Raw genomic sequence first — 17070 nt, 5'->3', positions numbered from 1 at the left:
TAACGAACGGCCCGTCGCAGGTGGGTTATCCACAGGCGGCGGGCCACTGTGTTGCCCAGCCGTTAGTGTGGGCCCTCGTCCGAGACGTCCCGCTGTCCCCGCCGGGCACAGACGTCCACCGCAGTCCATCGAACCGGGGCCCGTACCTCGATGTCCGTGCACAGCCATTCGGCAGCCCATCACGACGCCGCTGCCACCGCGCCGTTCGACCCGGCCCACCCGCCCGAGTTTCCGCGCCACGTGGTGACCGCGGTGCTCGTCTCCCACGACGGCGCCCGCTGGCTGCCCGAGGCGCTCGCCGGGCTGCTCGGCCAGGAGCGCCCCGTACAGAACGCGGTGGCGGCCGACACCGGCAGCGCGGACGACTCCGCCCAGCTGCTGACCGACGCGCTCGGCGCCGACCGCGTGCTGCACCTCGCGCGGCGCACCGGCTTCGGCCAGGCTGTCGAGGAGGCCACCCGCAGCGCCGCCGTGCTCACCCCGGACGACCTGCCCTACCTGAAGCGCCCCAGCGGCTGGGATCCCGTCACCCGCACCTGGCGCGACGACGCGTACGACATGCCGGACCTCCCGCACGGCGAGCCCGAGCAGTGGCTGTGGCTGCTGCACGACGACAGCGCCCCCGAGCCGGACGCCCTGGCCCAGCTGCTGCGGGTCGTGGAGAACGAGCTGGAGCTCGGCAGGGAAGTCGCCGTCGTGGGCCCCAAACTCCGCGGCTGGTACGACCGCCGTCAGCTCCTCGAAGTCGGCGTCACCATCGCCAACTCCGGCCGCCGCTGGACGGGTCTGGACCGTCGAGAGCAGGACCAGGGCCAGCACGACCACGTCCACCCCGTGCTGTCCGTGTCCACCGCCGGCATGCTGATCCGGCGCGATGTCTTCGAGCAGCTCGGCGGATTCGACCGCAGACTGCCCCTGATGCGTGACGACGTCGACCTGTGCTGGCGCGCCCAGACCGCAGGCCACCGCGTCCTCGTCGCCCCCGAAGCGGTCGTACGGCACGCCGAGGCGGCCTCCCGCGAGCGCCGCACCGTCGACTGCGTGGGCCGCACCTCCGCGTCCCCGCACAAGGTCGACAAGGCGGGTGCCGTCTACACCCTCCTCGTCAACGCCCGTACGGCACAGCTGCCTTGGATCCTGATCCGACTGGTCCTCGGCACCCTGCTGCGCACGGTCGCCTATCTCGTCGGCAAGGTCCCCGGACAGGCCGTCGACGAGATCCGCGGTCTCCTGGGCACCCTGTTGCGCCCCGAGCGGATCATCGCGGGGCGGCGCAGGCGCGGCCGGCCACAGGTCGACAAGGGCGAGCTGCGCGCACTGTTCCCGCCGCCCGGCGCGACGGTGCGGGCCACCGTCGAACAGGTCGCGAGCAACCTGGTGGGCCGCTCCGACCCCGAGGTCGCCGCCGGTGCCGGACGGCACGGCAGCGCGGTCGAGTCCGGACCGGGCGGCGACGACGCCGACTTCCTGGAGATCGAGCAGTTCGCCCGGCTCAAGCGGGTCGCCCGCAACCCCGGTCCGATGCTCTTCCTGGTGCTGCTGTTCGTCTCGCTGCTCGCCTGCCGTGAGCTGCTCGGCGGCGGGGCGCTCGCGGGCGGCGCGCTGCTCCCCGCGCCCGCGGACTCCTCCGAGCTGTGGTCGCACTACCTCGACGGCTGGCATCCGGTGGGCGCGGGCGGCACCCGGTCCGCGCCGCCATATCTCGCGCTCGTCGCGCTGCTGGCCTCGTTGCTCCTCGGCTCCACCGGACTTGCGGTCACCGTGCTCCTGGTGGCCTCCGTGCCGCTGGCCGGCTTCGCCGCGTACTTCGCCTCGCGGCCCCTCGTCGATTCGCGCCTGCTGCGCGCCTGGGCGTCGGTCGCGTACGCCTTCCTGCCCGCCGCCACCGGCGCGCTCGCGGGCGGCCGCATCGGCACCGCCGTCCTCGCGATCCTGCTGCCGCTCCTCGCGCGCGCGGGTATCGCTGCGAGCGGCCTGACCCACTCCTCCGGAGCGCGTGGCAGCTGGCGCGCCACCTGGGCGTACGCCCTGCTGCTCACGTTCATCACGGCGTTCACCCCGATCGTGTGGCCCATCGCGCTGGTCCTCGGGATCGCACTCCTCGCGGTGCGCCGGAGCGAGATCACCGCCTATGGGCTGCGTTTCCTGGCCCAGTTGGGCACCCCGCTGCTGATCCTCGCGCCCTGGTCGCTGACGCTGCTCCCGTTCGGCTTCTTCAAGGAAGCCGGTCTGGAGTACGGCGACAGCGCGGCCTCCGCGCTCGATCTGCTCGGCGCCGGCCCGGGCGGCCCCGGGACTGTCAGCGGGCTGATGCTGTTCGGCATCGTGCTGGCCGCGCTGGCCGCCCTGATGCGCACGCAGCGCCAGGCGGGGATCTGGACGGCCTGGGCGGTCGCCCTGGTGGCACTCGTCTTCGCCGTCCTGTCGAACAGCTCGACGTGGGCCGGCCCCGCCACCCTCGTCTACGGCCTCGGACTGCTCGCCGCCGCAGCGATGGGTGCCGACGGGGCACGCGCGCGCGTGACCGAGCAGAGCTTCGGCTGGCGCCAGCCGGTGGCCGCGCTCATCGCCTTCGCCTGCGCGGCCGGGCCGCTGCTCGTGGCCGCCGGATGGATGATCCGGGGCGCCGACGGGCCGGTGGAGCGCCGGGACCCGGTGCAGGTGCCCGCGTTCGTCGCCGAGGAGAGCGGTACCCGCGACCAGGCTCGCACCCTCGTCCTCGACAGCCGCTCGGCCGCCACGGTCGGCTACACCCTCGTGCGCGGCTCCGGCGCCCGCCTCGGCGACGCCGAGCTCGCGTCGGCGGACGGGGCGAATCAGAAGCTCGACAAGGTCGTGGCCAACCTCGTGGCCGGCTCGGGCGCCGACCAGGCCGACGAACTGGGCGGCTTCGCCGTGCGCTATGTCCTCGTCCGCAAGGGCGCACCGCGCGAGGTGAGCCGCGTCCTGGACGCCACGCCGGGCCTCACCCGGCTCAGCCAGCAGGACGGCAGCGCCCTGTGGCGCGTGGACCAGCAGGTCTCGCGCGCCGCGATCGTCCCGAAGTCCGGCGACTCGCTGTCCATCGCCGCCGGACCCGTCGAGGTGCACACCACCGTCCCCGCCGGAGCCGAAGGCCGCGTCCTGCGCCTCGCCGACACCGCCAACGAGGGATGGACGGCGACCCTGGACGGAAAGCCGCTCACCGGCACCACGGTCGACGGCTGGGCGCAGGGCTTCGAACTGCCCAGCAGCGGCGGCAAGTTGGACGTCACCTTCGAGGCTCCGATGAGCCACACGGCCTGGCTGTGGGCGCAGGGCGCGCTGGCCGTCGTCCTCGTGGTGCTCGCCCTGCCCGGGCGGCGCCGGGACGTCGACGACGACCTCCCCGAGGAGCAGGTCGTGCCCGCCCAGGACGTCACGGGCGAGGGCCGCCGCGCCCGCCGTCTGCGTGCCCAGGCCGAGGCCGAGCAGGCCGAGCAGACCGCCGACGACGCGGACACCCCTCCCCCTCCGGAGGAGGTCCCGGCCGTCCCCGCCGCCGTCCCGCAGCAGCAGGCGTACGGCGAGTGGGACACATCGAGCTACGCGGGAGCCGAATACGGCACCTATGGCGGCGAGCAGTACCAGGGCGGGCAACAGTACCCGGCGGGCACCTACGAGCAGCCGTACCAGGCGGACCCCTACCAGGGTGGCCAGTACGACCCGTACGCGTACGGGGGCACGACCTCGTACGACCAGACGTACGGCCAGGGCTACGACGCGACCGGCCAGGGCTACGACCCGGCGCAGCCCCAGATGCCCGCGCAGCCGCCGCACGGCACCGACAGTGAGCGCCCCGACGGGAGCCAGCAGTGAACCGCACCACCCTGTCCCTGATCGCCGGCGCGACCGCGCTCGCCGCCGTCACCGGATTCGCCACGCTCTCCGCGCCGTCCGCCTCAGGCGGGCGCACCGCCAAGGCGGCCGCACAGCTGCCCGTGGAGCGCACCAGCCTGCTCTGCCCGCAGCCGAGCACCTCCGACATCGCGGACACCGCGTACACGTCGTTCACGCCCGTCTCGAAGGGCACGAGCGCCGACGGCAAGGCCGAACTCCAGGCGGCGACCGAGGAGTCGGGCGACGGGGCCGGCGGTCAAAAGAGCGGCAAGAAGGCCGCCAAGCCCGTCGTGGAACCCAAGGAGCCCGGCAAGCCGGCCACCGGTGACAGCTCGGGCGCCGAGGAGCCCGCCCTCGTCGGCACCGCCGAGGGCAAGTTCGCGCCCGGCTGGACCGTCCAGGAGACCACCGAGGTCGCCGCGGGCACCGGGCGCGGTCTGCTCGGCACCAACTGCACCGCCCCGGACACCGAGTTCTGGTTCCCGGGCGCCAGCACCGCCGCCGAGCGCACCGACTACGTGCACCTGACCAACCCCGACGACTCCGCCGCCGTGGTCGACATCGAGCTGTACGGCAAGGACGGCACCCTGAAGTCGACGGTGGGCGACGGGATCACGGTCCAGCCGCACTCCAGCGAGCCGATCCTGCTGAACACGCTCACGGACGTCCCGCAGACCAACCTCACCGTGCACGTGACGGTCCGCAGCGGCCGCGTCGGAGCCGCCGTGCAGGCACTGGACGACAAGCTCGGCGGCGACTGGCTGGCCGCGTCCACCGACCCCTCGGGCAGCCTCGTCCTGCCGGGCATCCCGAAGGACGCCACGTCCGTGCGTCTGGTCGCCTTCGTGCCCGGCGACGCCGACGCCGACCTGAAGGTACGCCTCGCCTCGCCCTCCGGGCTGATCACTCCCGCGGGGAACGAGACGCTGCACGTGAAGTCGGGCATGACGTCGGCGATCGACCTCGGTGACGTCACCCGGGGCGAAGCGGGCTCCCTGGTGCTCACGCCCACCGGCACATCGGTGCCGGTCGTCGCCGCCCTGCGCGTCGTACGCGGCAAGGGCGACAAGCAGGAGACCGCGTTCATCCCCGCCACCAGCCCGGTCGGCGCGCGCGCGACGGTCGCCGACAACAGCTCCAAGGGCTCCACGCTCGCCCTGACCGCCCCCGGACGCACCGCCCAGGTCAAGGTCACCGCGTCGGCGGGCAGCGAGGGCGGTACGGCCGTGACGAAGACGTTCACGATCAAGGGCGGGACGACGCAGAACGTGGAGGCACCGGTCCCGAGCGGCCTCAAGGGGACGTACGCGCTCACCGTCGAGCCGGTCTCCGGAGGCCCCGTCTACGCCTCCCGGATGCTCGCGGCCACCGAAGAGGGCGTGCCCGGCTTCACGATCCAGACGCTCCCGGACGACCGCGGAACGGTCGCGGTGCCGAAGGCGGAGCAGGATCTCTCGGTGCTGTTGAAGTAGTGAGCCACCGGTGGTGATCCGCCGGGTCCTCGATGTGGACCCTCTGGTGGTGATCCGCCGGGTCCTCGATGTGGACCTTCTGGTGGTGATCCGCCAGGTCCTCCACGTGGACCCCTGGTAGTGATCCACCGAGTCCTCCGCGAGGCCCCCTGGTAATGATCCGCCGGGCCCTCCACGAGGACCCGGCGGTTCAGTCCTCGCCGTACCGCGGATCCACCGTTTCCGGTGTCAGCCCCAGCAGCTCCGCGACCTGCTCCACGACGACCTCGTGCACCAGGGCGGCGCGCTCGTCGCGCCCCTTGGTGCGGATCTCGACCGGGCGGCGGTAGACGACCACGCGCGCGGGGCGACCCTCTCGCGGGGGGATCGTGCCGCCCAGGGGTACCGGCTCGTCGCTCCAACTCTCACTCGAGCGCTCCAGGCGGGGCACTTCGAGTACCAGGAAGTCGATGTCGGCGAGCTGCGGCCAGCGCCGCTCCAGCCGCTCCACAGAGTCCTGGACCAGGTCCGCGAACACCTCGGCGCGGCTCGCGGAGAGCGGCACCTGGGGCGGCGCGACGGGGCCGCGCATGCCCCTGCCATGGCGGTCACGACGGCGGGGCCCGGGTGCGGCGGCGCGGGGCTGTACGGGGTTGTCCATCACTGACGAAGAGTAGTCCCCGTGGGGGCCGGGTGCCCGGCCCCCACGCGGCCGCCCGCACGGACGGCACCCGGCGCGGTGATCACGCAGACGGCACCCGGTGCGGTGATCACGTCGGCAGCGCGAAGACCCGGTGATCACGTCGGCGGTACGAAGTCCGTTGATCACGCGGGATGTCGCTCGATGACCATTCCAGCCAAGGTTGGGCTCGTTTCCGTATCCCTCCAAGACCGCCGCTCACATGGCAATTGACGTGGTTTGCACCAAGTGGTGACCGGATTCAGGTCCGTTCGGGATCTCGGAATGTGATGTCGCCCCAGGTCAGGGCGGGATGTTCGGAGCTCTGTGTGGGCGGTCTCACAGCACGACACGGTGGGGTGACCTGGGGGAGAGTCGTCGCGGCCCGCTCAAGAGTGCGGTACCGTCCAACGTCGTGAGCCCTGTACGTCGCTGTTCGCGCACCGCTTGCGGCCGTCCCGCCGTCGCGACGCTGACGTACGTCTACGCCGACTCGACCGCGGTCCTCGGCCCGCTCGCCACCTACGCCGAACCCCACTGCTACGACCTGTGTGCGGAGCACTCCGAGCGCCTCACCGCGCCGCGCGGCTGGGAGGTCGTCCGGCTGGCCGACGCCTCGGCTCCCTCCCGTCCCAGCGGCGACGATCTGGAAGCGCTTGCCAACGCGGTGCGCGAGGCGGCACGACCGCAGCAGCGCGCCGCGGAGGCCGGTGGCGGCGGCAGTGCTCGCTCGGCGGACCCGATGGAGGTCGCGCGCCGCGGCCATCTGCGCGTGCTGCGCTCGCCGGACAACTGACCGCCCCGCACTCGTCCGCACGCCGTTTCCCCGACCCCCGCTCGCCTTGCGGAGCGCGGGTTTCCCGCACGCCGATTCCCTTCAGCGGCGCATGCCCATTGACGTGAAGTTGTCGCGGACACGACCATTCCGTTTGCCGTGAGAAATCGCTTTCCGCATCACGGAAACCGGGGAGGCGTCCGTGTACGTCCAGGAACTGAAGCCCGTCGCCGACTCGCTCGGTCTGTCCGCCCTCGTCGCTGCCCTGCCCCTCGTCATCGTGCTGGTCCTGCTCGGCGGCGTCCGCATGAAGGCGCACCGGGCCGGGCTCATCGGCCTGCTGGCAGCCGCCCTGGTCGCCTGCTCGCGTACGGCATGCCGGTCGGTCAGACGCTCTCCAGCGCCGCCCAGGGCGCCGTCTTCGGCCTCTTCCCCATCCTGTGGATCGTCGTCAACGCGCTCTGGGTGTACCGGATGACGGTCCGCACCCGGCACTTCGACATCCTGCGCCGCTCGTTCGGGCGACTGTCCGACGATCCGCGCATCCAGGCGCTCGTGGTCGCGTTCTGCTTCGGCGCGCTCCTCGAAGCCCTGGCGCGCTCCTCGAAGCCCTGGCGCGCTCCTCGAAGCCCTGGCGCGCTCCTCGAAGCCCTGGCGGGCTTCGGGGCGCCCGTCGCGATCTGCTCCGTGATGCTGGTCGCGCTCGGCTTCGACCCGGTGCGCGCGGCGGTCGTCGCGCTCGTCGTCAACACCGCACCGGTCGCCTTCGGCGCCATGGGCACACCGGTCGTCACGCTCGCCCAAGTCACGGGCCTGCCACTGGATTCCGTCGCCTTCGTAGTGGGCCGTCAGACCCCGCTGCTGGCCCTCGTCGTGCCCCTTGTGCTCGTCGGCCTGGCCGACGGCAGGCGCGGGCTGCGCGAGACCTGGGTGCCCGCCCTGGTGTGCGGAGTCGCCTTCGCCGCCGCCCAGTTCGCCGCCTCGAACTACGTTTCCGCGCAACTCGCCGACATCGGTGCCTCCTTGGCGGGCGCGGCCGCCCTGATCGCCGTACCGCAAGCGCGCAGGCCCGCCGCCGAGCCCGTACGTGCCGCGGTGCTGACCGGCGTACGCTGCGAGGACCTGGACGAGGAGGACCCGCGGCCCGAAGTCGTGCGCGCCTACGCCCCGTACGTCCTGATCGTCGCCATCTTCGCGATCGCGCAGATACCGGCGGTGAAGGACTGGCCGGCGAAGGCGACGCGCGTTTTCGACCGGCCGTTCCTGAACGTCGCGAACCCGGACGGCGAGCCGGTCGGCGGCAATGTCTTCACGCTGCCCCTGGTGTCGACCGGCGGCACCCTCGTGCTCCTCGCCGGGCTGTGCACGGCCGCCCTCCTCGGGGTGCACGCGCGCGTTGCGGCCGAGGAATGGGCGGCGGCCGTACACGAGTTGAGGTTCGCAATCCTCACCGTGACGTCGGTGCTGGCCCTCGCCTACGTCATGAACCTCTCCGGGCAGGCCGCCACCATCGGCCACTTCGTGGCGGCGGCCGGCGCGGGGCTCGCCTTCCTGTCACCCGTTCTGGGCTGGTTCGGCGTGGCCGTCTCCGGCTCCGACACCTCGGCGAACGCCCTTTTCGGTGCCCTCCAGGTGAGCGGCCAGGCAGTCGGGACCGTCTCCCGAACTGCTCGCCGCCGCCAACAGTTCGGGCGGTGCGCTCGGCAAGATGATCTCGCCGCAGAACCTGACCATCGCGTGCGCGGCCGTCGGGCTCGCGGGCCGCGAGGGCGACCTGCTGCGCAAGGTGCTGCCCTGGAGCGCCGGACTGCTGCTGATCATGTGTCTGATCGTGGTGGGGCAGAGTTCGCCGGTCCTGGAGTGGATGGTGCCCTGACGGACCGCGGTCCTGACGGGCGGCGTTTCCCCCAGGTGACGGATGTGCGTCCGCTCAGCGGCCCGACAGCGGGCTGTCGGTCGGGACGGGTAGTTTGGGGCGACCGAAGTGGACATCTGGAGGGTTGGCCGTGACTGCTGATCTGTCGCAGCTCGTGAAGGCGTACGACGTACGCGGTGTGGTCCCGGACCAGTGGGACGAGTCGTTGGCCGAGCTGTTCGGGGCGGCCTTCGTCCAGGTGACCGGAGCGGAAGCCATCGTGACCGGGCACGACATGCGGCCCTCGTCGCCCGGGCTGTCACGCGCCTTCGCACGCGGCGCGGCGGCGCGCGGTGTGCACGTGACCGAAATCGGCCTGTGCTCCACGGACCAGCTCTACTACGCGTCGGGCGAGTTCGACCTGCCGGGCGCCATGTTCACGGCCTCGCACAACCCCGCCCAGTACAACGGCATCAAGATGTGCCGGGCGGGCGCGGCCCCGGTCGGCCAGGACACCGGCCTCTCGGAGATCCGCGAACTCGTAGAGTCCTGGCTCGACTCGGGCGCCCCGGTGGCCTCGGACGTGACGCCGGGCACCATCACGCAGCGTGACACGTTGGAGGATTACGCGGCGTACCTCCGCGGCCTCGTCGACCTGACCTCGATCCGCCCCCTCAAGGTCGTCGTCGACGCGGGCAACGGCATGGGCGGGCACACGGTCCCCACGGTCTTCGCCGGCCTGCCCCTGGACCTCGTCCCCATGTACTTCGAACTGGACGGCACGTTCCCCAACCACGAGGCCAACCCGCTCGACGCGGCTAACCTCGTGGACCTCCAGAAGCGGGTGCGCGAGGAGGGCGCCGACATCGGCATCGCCTTCGACGGCGACGCGGACCGCTGCTTCGTCGTGGACGAGCACGGCGACCCGGTCTCGCCGTCGGCGATCACCGCACTGGTGGCCTCCCGCGAGCTCGCCAAGCACGGCGGCGGCACGGTCATCCACAACCTGATCACGTCCTGGTCGGTCCCGGAGGTCGTCCGTGAGCAGGGCGGCACCCCGGTGCGCACCCGTGTGGGCCACTCCTTCATCAAGGCCGAGATGGCTCGTACCGGCGCGATCTTCGGCGGCGAGCACTCCGCGCACTACTACTTCCGCGACTTCTGGAACGCCGACACGGGCATGCTGGCCGCCCTCCACGTCCTCGCCGCCCTCGGCGGCCAGGACGGTCCGCTCTCCCGGCTCGTAGCCGAGTACGACCGCTACGTGGGCTCCGGCGAGATCAACTCCACGGTCGGCGACCAGGCCGCCCGCCTCGCCGCCGTCAAGAGCGCGTACGGGGACCGCGAGGGCGTCGGATTCGACGAACTCGACGGCCTCACCGTCACGGCCGGGGACTGGTGGTTCAATGTCCGCCCGTCCAACACCGAGCCCCTCCTCCGGCTGAACGCGGAGGCACGCGACGAGGCGACGATGGCGAAGATCCGGGACGAGGTGCTGGAGATCATCAGGGGCTGAGGGATCGCAGCCGTCCAAGCCGCGTGGGCCTGCGTGCCCCCAAGGGCGGCACGCAGGGGCACAGCGGCACCCCGTACGCCGGGATCGCCGCCCCGCCCCTACGCAGGCGCCGACCCGCGTACCCGTGAGTGTCGGCAACCGGGGACGGCAACCGCACTCCGCACAAGCCAGCGCCGCGCCCCGGCGGTAGTCTGACCAGGCCGCATCCACCCGTTCGAAAGGACACCACATGCCGCTCGAAGCCGGCCTCCTGGAGATCCTCGCCTGCCCGGCCTGCCACGCCCCGCTCAAGGAGCAGGAGAGCGAGCTGATCTGCACGGGAGCGGACTGCGGCCTCGCCTACCCCGTCCGGGACGGCATCCCCGTACTGCTTGTCGACGAGGCCCGCCGCCCCGCGTAAGCGACACAAGGCGGCGCGCCAACGCGACGCATCGACGTGGCGCACAACGCGCCGCACCATGGCGACACACCGGCGATCGGAGGCTGCCGACCCCATGCTCGACGAATCGCTGCTCGACGACCCCGAAGCGCTGGCCAGAGCCGACCGGCGGGCGCTGCTCCGCGGCGCCGCCGAAGCCGGCGCCCGCGTGCGTACCGCGGTCCGGCACGCCGCGGAGGCCGGGATCGCGGACCTGAAGCCGGACGGCCGCCCACGCGCCGTCCTGATCGCGGGCCCCGGCACGGCCGCCACCGGCGTCGCCGAACTGCTTGGCGCGCTCGCCGGAGCGAGCTGCCCCCTCACCCGGCTCACACCCACTGGCGTCGCCCCCGCCGCGGGCGCCCTGCGCTGGGAGCTGCCCGGCTGGGCGGGTCCCGTCGACCTCCTCCTAATCGCGACACCGGACGGCACCGAACCAGGCCTCGAACTCCTGGTCGAGCAGGCCTACCGGCGCGGCTGCACCGTCGCCGCCGTGGCCCCGGCCCGCTCGCCACTGACCGAGTCGGTGGACGGCGCGCACGGCCTGTTCGTACCGATGGCGACGGCCCCGTACGAGCAGGACGAACCCCTGGCCGCGTCCGCGCCCGGCGTCCTGTGGGCGCTGCTCACCCCGCTGCTCTCCCTCCTCGACCGCACCGGCCTCGTCTCGGCCCCGCCCGAGGTCCTGCAGAAGGTCGCCGACCGCCTCGACCAGATCGCCGAGCGTTGTGGTCCGGCCATCGCGACCTACAGCAACCCGGCCAAGACGCTCGCCGCCGAGCTGGCCGAGACCCTCCCGGTGATCTGGACGGAGGGCACCTCCGCGGGCCCCGCGGGCCGCCGTTTCACCGCGGCGCTTGCCGAGCTCGCAGGCCGGCCCGCGCTCACCGCCGAACTCCCGGAGGCGCTCGCCTCGCACAGCGTGCTGCTCGCCGGCGCACTCGCGGCCGGCGCCGACCCCGACGACTTCTTCCGCGACCGCGTCGAGGAGGCACAGGCCCTGCACGCGCGCGTGGTGCTGCTCCGTGACCGCCCGATCGGCGGAATCAGCGCGGCGCCCGCCGCCCGCGAACTCGCCCTCAGCCACGACACCTCGATCAGCGAGCTCGAACCGGAGGAGGGCGACGAGCTGGAGACTCTGGCCGAGCTGATCGCCATCACGGATTTCGCCGCCGTTTACCTGGCGCTCGCTTCGGGGGCCTGATCTTGACTCCGACACCCTGACCTTCGTACGCGGAGAGCACGCGGAGAAGCGCCACTGTGACCTTCGGGCACGGAGGCGGGACCCGCCTCGCCCGCGTCGTACCCAGAAGGAACCGCAGAGACCGTATGGACCGCCTCGACAACACCATCCGCCCCTATGCCTGGGGTTCGACGACCGCCATCCCGCAGCTGCTCGGCGTGGAGCCGACCGGTGAGCCGCAGGCGGAGATGTGGATGGGCGCTCACCCGGGCGCACCCTCGCGCACCGCGCGCGGTCCGCTCAACGAGGTCATCGGCGAGGACCCCGAGCAGGAACTCGGCCGCGGGGCCGTCGCCAAATTCGGCCCCCGCCTGCCGTTCCTCCTGAAGATCCTCGCCGCCGGCGCCCCCCTCTCCCTTCAGGTGCACCCGAACCTGGAGCAGGCCAAGGAGGGTTACGAGGACGAGGAGCGCCGCGGCGTCCCGATCGACGCCCCGCACCGCAACTACAAGGACGCCAACCACAAGCCCGAACTCATCTGCGCCCTCACGGAGTTCGACGGCCTGTGCGGCTTCCGTACCCCCGACGAGGCCGCCGAGCTCCTCGCGGGTCTCGACGTCGACTCCCTCAAGCCGTATGTCGACCTGCTGCACGCGCACCCGGAGGACGCGGCGCTGCGCGAGGTGCTGACTGCGGTGCTGAGCGCGGACCCCGAGGACATGGCCCGCACGGTCACCGAGGCCACGGCCGCCTGCGCCCGGCTCGGCGGCGCGTACGCCCCTTACGCCGACCTCGCCCACCACTTCCCGGGCGACCCCGGCGTCATCGCCGCCATGCTGCTCAACTACGTCCAACTGCAGCCCGGCGAGGCCCTGTTCCTCGGCGCGGGCGTTCCGCACGCGTACTTGAACGGCCTGGGCGTCGAGATCATGGCCAACAGCGACAACGTCCTGCGCTGCGGTCTGACCCCCAAGCACGTCGACGTCCCCGAACTCCTGCGCGTCGTCCGCTTCGAGGCGGGCGACCCCGGCGTACTGCGCCCGGAGGCATCCCCGGACGGCGAGGAGGTCTACGCGACTCCCATCGACGAGTTCCGCCTCTCCCGCTTCGTCCTGGCTGAGGGCGCCGCCCCGCAGGACCTCACCCGTGCGACCCCGCAGATCCTGCTCTGCACGGCGGGTTCGGTGCGCGCGGACGGCATCACGCTGGCCCCCGGCCAGTCGGTCTTCGTACCGGCCGGCGAAAAGGCCGAAGCGTCCGGAAATGGCGCGATCTTTCGCGCGACCATGGTGGCCTGACGGGGTAACTGTGGTGGCCTGAGGCGCCGCTGTCGCACAGGGCTGCAAGAATGGCCCGTCGCAAAGGGCCGGCAAAGGCCCGGCGACGGACAGAGGCGAAGGCGAAGGGACACCCCGGACACATGAGCGCGTCAGGCGGCACCAAGGCGATCGTGGCGGCACTCGGCGCCAACCTCGCGATCGCGGTATCGAAGTTCGTCGCGTTCGCCTTCAGCGGCTCGTCCTCGATGCTCGCCGAGGGCGTCCACTCGCTCGCCGACTCCGGCAACCAGGCCCTGCTCCTGATCGGCGGCAAGAAGGCCCAGCGCGAGGCGACCCCGCAGCACCCCTTCGGTTACGGCCGCGAACGCTACATCTACGCCTTCCTCGTCTCGATCGTCCTCTTCTCGGTCGGCGGCATGTTCGCCGTCTACGAGGGCTACGAGAAGATCAAGCACCCGCACGACATCGAGCACTGGTACTGGCCGGTGGGCGTCCTGGTGTTCGCGATCATCGCCGAGGGCTTCTCCTTCCGCACGGCCATCAAGGAGTCCAACGCGCTGCGCGGCACGCACTCCTGGTCGCAGTTCATCCGCCGCGCCAAGGCCCCCGAACTGCCGGTCGTCCTCCTGGAGGACTTCGGCGCGCTCATCGGTCTGGTCCTCGCGCTCGGCGGCGTCGGCCTGGCCCTGCTCACCGGCGACGGCATCTGGGACGGCATCGGCACGGTCTGCATCGGTGTGCTGCTCATCCTGATCGCCCTGGTCCTGGCGGCGGAGACCAAGTCCCTCCTCCTCGGAGAGGCCGCGGGCACCGACGAGGTCAAGAAGATCGAGGACGCCATCGTCGACGGCGACACCGTCACCGGCATCATCCACATGCGCACCCTCCACCTCGGCCCGGAGGAGCTCCTGATCGCCGCGAAGATCGCCGTCCAGCACGACGACACGGCCGCCGAGGTCGCCTCCGCGATCGACGCCGCCGAGTTCCGTATCCGCGCCGCCGTCCCGATCGCCCGCGTGATCTACCTGGAGCCGGACATCTACAGCGAGGCGAAGGCGGCCAAGGGCCCGGACCCCGAGGCAACGCCCGGGGGACCGGCACAGTCGCACACGTGACGGGGGGCCCGCCTGGAGTCGTCCAGCCGGGCCCCCCGTCATACGTCTGTGAGATCTGCCCGGCCCATACGTCCGCCAGGCCTGCCCGGCCCGATACGTCCGCGAGGCCTGCCCGGCCCGATACGTCTGTCAGGCCTGCACGGCCCACGGCGGCATCGGAGGCACCGCCCGACTCCGCCGTCGTACGACGAGGGCGGCGATCCCGAAGCCGATTCCGGCAAGTACGACAGGCACTCCGAGCATCCCGGTCACCGCGAGGGCGATGGGCACCGCGCGTTCCTCGGTCACCCGCCCCTGCACCGCGCTGACGGGCACGGTCCCGCCGTGGTCGTCGCGGAAGTAACGGGAGTCCCTTGCGTTCAGGCGGTGATCGCCGAGCAGGAACAGCCGTCCTTCAGGCACCTTGACCTCGTACGGGTCGTACGGCCTTTGCATTTCGTCGACGATGCCGTCCTGCACATACGGCTCGTCGAGCGGCTTCCCGTTGAGGGTGATCCGCTCGTCCGCCCCCTTGCCGCCACAGCAGGCCACGCGGTCGCCGCCGACCCCGATGACGCGCTGAATGACACTGACCCCCGGTCCGTACCGCTCCGGCGCGGAGTACAGCACCACGTCACCGCGCCGCACCTCGTCCCCGCCGACGCGCTCGAAGACGAGCCGCTCACCGACGGTGTACGTGGGCGTCATGCTCCCGCCCCGCACCGTGGCCGTCGTATACGCACTTCGCGCGTACATGAGCGACCCGATCAGCATCACCAGCCCCAAAAGCCCCAGCGCCCACGCCGTGACCGCCAGTCCTCGCCCCCTGCGCATCCCCATCCCCTCCCCGCACGGCACTCCCGCGCGCGCCGAGGCTAGCGGTTCGCTGTGAACGGGCGACGGCGGGCCCCGAGCCTTCCGGCTACGGGACCCGCCATGGCCAGTACGGCTACTGGATCTCGCCCAGCACGCCGAGGACCGTGCGCTCGTCCCCGTCACCCCGCTCAGCCAGCGGTTCGTGCAGCCGATCATGCCCATCATCGTGATCCCGGTCGTGGCGACACGTCCCCGAATGCCTGGTCCGATGGCCCCTGTTGGCCCTGCCGAGGACCGGCTGTTATCGATCCCGAGGATGTTCCGTTATCGGCCTGATGCCTGTGCACGGGACGCCGTGGTGTCCGGAGGCGGACTGGGGAGGGCCGGGTCCGCCGGTGTAGCTTGGTGACCGAGCCAGACGTCGCTGCTGATGGCGGTCGGGCGGTCCCATCGCGGACCGGCCGAGGGAGAGAGGGCCTCCGACGGACTGCGCTGCGCGCACCAGGCACTCCGTGTGCCGTGCTGGGCACGTCTGTGCCTCGCTCGGGCATGCGTATGCCAACCGCCGCGCAGACCAGCCGTATCCACCTCGCCCCAATCCCGAGGAGCAGCTCGCAATGACGACTGTCGACAACCGACAGGACTTCAAGGTCGCCGACCTCTCCCTGGCCGCCTTCGGCCGCAAGGAGATCACCCTCGCCGAGCACGAGATGCCCGGCCTGATGTCGATCCGCAAGGAGTACGCCGAGGCGCAGCCCCTCGCGGGCGCCCGCGTCACCGGCTCCCTGCACATGACGGTGCAGACCGCCGTCCTCATCGAGACCCTGGTCGCCCTGGGCGCCGAGGTCCGCTGGGCCTCCTGCAACATCTTCTCCACCCAGGACCACGCCGCCGCCGCCATCGCGGTCGGCCCGAACGGCACGCCCGAGAACCCTCAGGGCGTTCCGGTCTTCGCCTGGAAGGGCGAGACCCTGGAGGAGTACTGGTGGTGCACGGAGCAGGCGCTGAGCTGGCCGAACAGCCCCACCGGCGGCCCGAACATGATCCTGGACGACGGCGGTGACGCCACCCTCCTCGTCCACAAGGGCGTCGAGTACGAGAAGGACGGCAAGGTCCCCTCGGTCGACACCGCCGAGTCCGACGAGCACCGTGTCATCCTCGAACTCCTGCACCGCACCATCAGCGACGGCTCGCAGAAGTGGACCCAGCTCGCCTCGGAGATCCGCGGCGTGACCGAGGAGACCACCACCGGCGTACACCGCCTGTACGAGATGCACCGCGACGGCACCCTGCTGTTCCCGGCGATCAACGTGAATGACGCCGTCACCAAGTCGAAGTTCGACAACAAGTACGGCTGCCGCCACTCCCTGATCGACGGCATCAACCGCGCCACCGACACGCTCATCGGCGGCAAGACCGCCGTCGTCTGCGGCTACGGCGACGTGGGCAAGGGCTGCGCGGAGTCCCTGCGCGGACAGGGCGCCCGCGTGATCATCACCGAGATCGACCCGATCTGCGCCCTGCAGGCGGCGATGGACGGCTACCAGGTCACGACCCTCGACGAGGTCATCGACAAGGCCGACATCTTCGTCACCACGACGGGCAACAAGGACATCATCATGGCCTCCGACATGGCCAAGATGAAGCACCAGGCGATCGTCGGCAACATCGGTCACTTCGACAACGAAATCGACATGGCCGGCCTCGCGAAGATCCCCGGCATCGTCAAGGACGAGGTCAAGCCGCAGGTCCACACCTGGAAGTTCGCGGACGGCAAGGTCATCATCGTGCTGTCCGAGGGCCGCCTGCTGAACCTGGGCAACGCCACCGGTCACCCCTCCTTCGTGATGTCCAACTCGTTCGCGGACCAGACGCTGGCCCAGATCGAGCTGTTCACCAAGCCCGAGGAGTACCCGACCGATGTCTACGTGCTGCCCAAGCACCTGGACGAGAAGGTCGCCCGCCTCCACCTCGACGCGCTCGGCGTGAAGCTGACGACACTCCGCCCCGAGCAGGCCGCGTACATCGGTGTCGAGGTCGAGGGCCCGTACAAGTCGGACCACTACCGCTACTGAGCACCCGGCCGAGCAGCGGTACCACCGCTCGGCGTACGGATGTCAGCAGGCCCTCGCCCCCGTGGCGGGG

11 protein-coding genes and 1 pseudogene are annotated in these 17070 nt (G+C 71.6%); 10 read left to right on the top strand and 2 right to left on the bottom strand.

Annotated features, from left to right (window positions below; genetic code table 11):
• Positions 1–150: 150 nt before the first annotated feature.
• On the top strand, positions 151–3837 hold the full coding sequence (locus OG390_RS20415; protein WP_406169860.1) for a glycosyltransferase: 3687 nt from the start codon (positions 151–153) through the stop codon (positions 3835–3837).
• Positions 3834–5330: a DUF5719 family protein gene (locus tag OG390_RS20410; RefSeq protein ID WP_406169858.1), complete on the top strand. Its 1497-nt coding sequence runs from the start codon at positions 3834–3836 to the stop codon at positions 5328–5330. Before OG390_RS20415 ends, OG390_RS20410 begins: the two co-directional genes overlap by 4 nt.
• A gap of 190 nt (positions 5331–5520) precedes the next feature.
• Here the strand turns inward: OG390_RS20410 and OG390_RS20405 are convergent, their stop codons facing one another.
• Positions 5521–5970, bottom strand: a complete 450-nt coding sequence (locus OG390_RS20405; RefSeq protein ID WP_406177763.1) for a metallopeptidase family protein — start codon at positions 5968–5970, stop codon at positions 5521–5523.
• A 331-nt stretch (positions 5971–6301) separates the two neighbouring features.
• Between OG390_RS20405 and OG390_RS20400 the strand changes: the two genes are divergently transcribed.
• From OG390_RS20400 to OG390_RS20370, 7 genes and pseudogenes are all read left to right on the top strand, one after another.
• Positions 6302–6784, top strand: coding sequence for a DUF3499 domain-containing protein (locus tag OG390_RS20400; RefSeq protein ID WP_406169856.1), 483 nt, complete (start codon positions 6302–6304; stop codon positions 6782–6784).
• A gap of 181 nt (positions 6785–6965) precedes the next feature.
• Positions 6966–8639, top strand: a pseudogene (locus OG390_RS20395) (L-lactate permease).
• A 130-nt stretch (positions 8640–8769) separates the two neighbouring features.
• Positions 8770–10134: a phosphomannomutase/phosphoglucomutase gene (locus OG390_RS20390; protein ID WP_406169854.1), complete on the top strand. Its 1365-nt coding sequence runs from the start codon at positions 8770–8772 to the stop codon at positions 10132–10134.
• A gap of 229 nt (positions 10135–10363) precedes the next feature.
• Entirely contained in the window at positions 10364–10534 is a 171-nt protein-coding gene (locus tag OG390_RS20385; RefSeq protein WP_103553626.1) for a Trm112 family protein, read from the top strand.
• 94 nt (positions 10535–10628) lie between these two features.
• Positions 10629–11756, top strand: a complete 1128-nt coding sequence (locus OG390_RS20380; RefSeq protein WP_406169851.1) for an SIS domain-containing protein — start codon at positions 10629–10631, stop codon at positions 11754–11756.
• Positions 11757–11881: 125 nt separating this feature from the next.
• Positions 11882–13033 (top strand): mannose-6-phosphate isomerase, class I, encoded by a 1152-nt coding sequence (manA, locus tag OG390_RS20375; RefSeq protein ID WP_406169849.1) that lies wholly within the window; start codon positions 11882–11884, stop codon positions 13031–13033.
• A gap of 122 nt (positions 13034–13155) precedes the next feature.
• Positions 13156–14130 (top strand): cation diffusion facilitator family transporter, encoded by a 975-nt coding sequence (locus OG390_RS20370; RefSeq protein WP_406169847.1) that lies wholly within the window; start codon positions 13156–13158, stop codon positions 14128–14130.
• Between the two features lie 129 nt (positions 14131–14259).
• Here OG390_RS20370 and lepB read toward each other — a convergent pair whose 3' ends face one another.
• Entirely contained in the window at positions 14260–14943 is a 684-nt protein-coding gene (gene lepB / locus OG390_RS20365) for a signal peptidase I (RefSeq protein WP_406169846.1), read from the bottom strand.
• Between the two features lie 599 nt (positions 14944–15542).
• On the opposite strand from lepB, the gene ahcY reads away from it, so the two are divergent.
• Positions 15543–17000, top strand: a complete 1458-nt coding sequence (gene ahcY, locus OG390_RS20360; protein WP_399087175.1) for an adenosylhomocysteinase — start codon at positions 15543–15545, stop codon at positions 16998–17000.
• Positions 17001–17070: the final 70 nt, after the last annotated feature.

The sequence above is a fragment of the Streptomyces sp. NBC_00996 genome, assembly GCF_045162675.1.
GTDB lineage: Bacteria > Actinomycetota > Actinomycetes > Streptomycetales > Streptomycetaceae > Streptomyces.
The sequence above is the reverse complement of the archived record's forward strand: the minus strand, read 5'-3'. Positions and strand labels throughout refer to the sequence as shown.

Bases quoted from the DNA above. Each gene is read 5' to 3' on its own strand.
- OG390_RS20400 (WP_406169856.1), top strand. From the start codon at position 6,302: ATGTTCGGAGCTCTGTGTGGGCGGTCTCACAGCACGACACGGTGGGGT.
- ahcY (WP_399087175.1), top strand. From the start codon at position 15,543: ATGACGACTGTCGACAACCGACAGGACTTCAAGGTCGCCGACCTCTCC.
- OG390_RS20405 (WP_406177763.1), bottom strand. From the start codon at position 5,970: ATGGACAACCCCGTACAGCCCCGCGCCGCCGCACCCGGGCCCCGCCGT.
- OG390_RS20415 (WP_406169860.1), top strand. From the start codon at position 151: ATGTCCGTGCACAGCCATTCGGCAGCCCATCACGACGCCGCTGCCACC.
- OG390_RS20385 (WP_103553626.1), top strand. From the start codon at position 10,364: ATGCCGCTCGAAGCCGGCCTCCTGGAGATCCTCGCCTGCCCGGCCTGC.
- lepB (WP_406169846.1), bottom strand. From the start codon at position 14,943: ATGCGCAGGGGGCGAGGACTGGCGGTCACGGCGTGGGCGCTGGGGCTT.
- OG390_RS20370 (WP_406169847.1), top strand. From the start codon at position 13,156: ATGAGCGCGTCAGGCGGCACCAAGGCGATCGTGGCGGCACTCGGCGCC.
- OG390_RS20380 (WP_406169851.1), top strand. From the start codon at position 10,629: ATGCTCGACGAATCGCTGCTCGACGACCCCGAAGCGCTGGCCAGAGCC.
- manA (WP_406169849.1), top strand. From the start codon at position 11,882: ATGGACCGCCTCGACAACACCATCCGCCCCTATGCCTGGGGTTCGACG.